At 76.1% G+C, this 943-nt stretch carries 2 protein-coding genes; both read left to right on the plus strand.

Annotated elements, in window-relative coordinates:
- Positions 1 to 241 precede the first annotated feature (241 nt).
- Positions 242 to 634, plus strand: a complete 393-nt coding sequence (locus BKE38_RS28965) for a DUF2946 family protein (protein WP_076960579.1) — start codon at positions 242 to 244, stop codon at positions 632 to 634.
- 67 nt (positions 635 to 701) lie between these two features.
- Positions 702 to 943, plus strand: a 242-nt coding sequence (locus tag BKE38_RS28970; RefSeq protein ID WP_131829786.1) for a PepSY domain-containing protein, incomplete at its 3' end; no start/stop codon positions are given.

Consider the following 943-nt stretch of genomic DNA (forward strand, 5'->3'; position numbering starts at 1 on the left):
CGCGCTCCTGCTGGGCGGCGCTGGAGGCGCGCGGGGCGGGGTTCCGGTCGTTGGTCGTGCCGTTGGTCGTGTCGGGTGGCGGTTCGTCGGGCGGCATGGGGCTCGGGGCGCTGCGGGCAGGGCGCGAGGATAGCGCCACCCCGCGGGCCGGCAAAGCGCCGCCCGGGAAAGCGGCGCGGACAAAATGCCCCCGGCGTGCCCGATGACAGGCCGCGCGCAACCTTGCTACGCTGGGAAGGCCATGTCCGCCCCGGCCCGCCCGCTGCTGCGCCTGCTGGCCCTGCTGCTCCTGCTGCAGTGGGGGGCGGGACTGTGGCCGCATCTGGGCGGCATGGCCGGCACCGCCCAGGCGGCCGAGACCATCGTCATCTGCACGCCGGACGGCTTCCACAACCTGCGCCTCGGCCCCGATGGCCAGCCCCTGCCGGAGGAGCCTGCCGGCCTGCCCAAGGCGGCCGGCTGCTGCCAGCTGTGCCAGGCCCCGCTGACCGGGGCCGACCTGGTGCCGGGCCCGGTGCTGCCGGCGCCGCGGCTGGTCGCCGGCCCTGCCATCGCCATGGCCGCCCAGGTCGAGGCGCTGAGCTTCGCCCCGCCGCCCGCCATCCGCCATTCGCGGGCGCCGCCGCAGGCCTGAGGACCGTCGACCCGCCCCGGCGCGTGACCCGCGCCGACCCGTCGTCCTCTTCAGGATCCGCTGCACCATGCCTGCCAACCCATCCCGGGATGCCGGGGCCGCGCGCGCCAGCCAGGCGGCCGAGCTCAAGGCTTTCGTCGCCCGGCTGCATTTCTATGTCGGCCTTTTCGTCGGCCCCTTCCTGCTGGTCGCCGCGCTGACCGGCGTTCTCTACGTCCTCACCCCGCAGCTCGAGGACCTGCTCTACCGCGACACGCTGACCGCGGCCGATCCCGGCCCGGCCCGCCCGCTGGCCGAGCAGGCCACCGC

The sequence above is a fragment of the Teichococcus deserti genome, from assembly GCF_001982615.1.
Taxonomy (GTDB): Bacteria; Pseudomonadota; Alphaproteobacteria; order Acetobacterales; family Acetobacteraceae; genus Pseudoroseomonas; species Pseudoroseomonas deserti.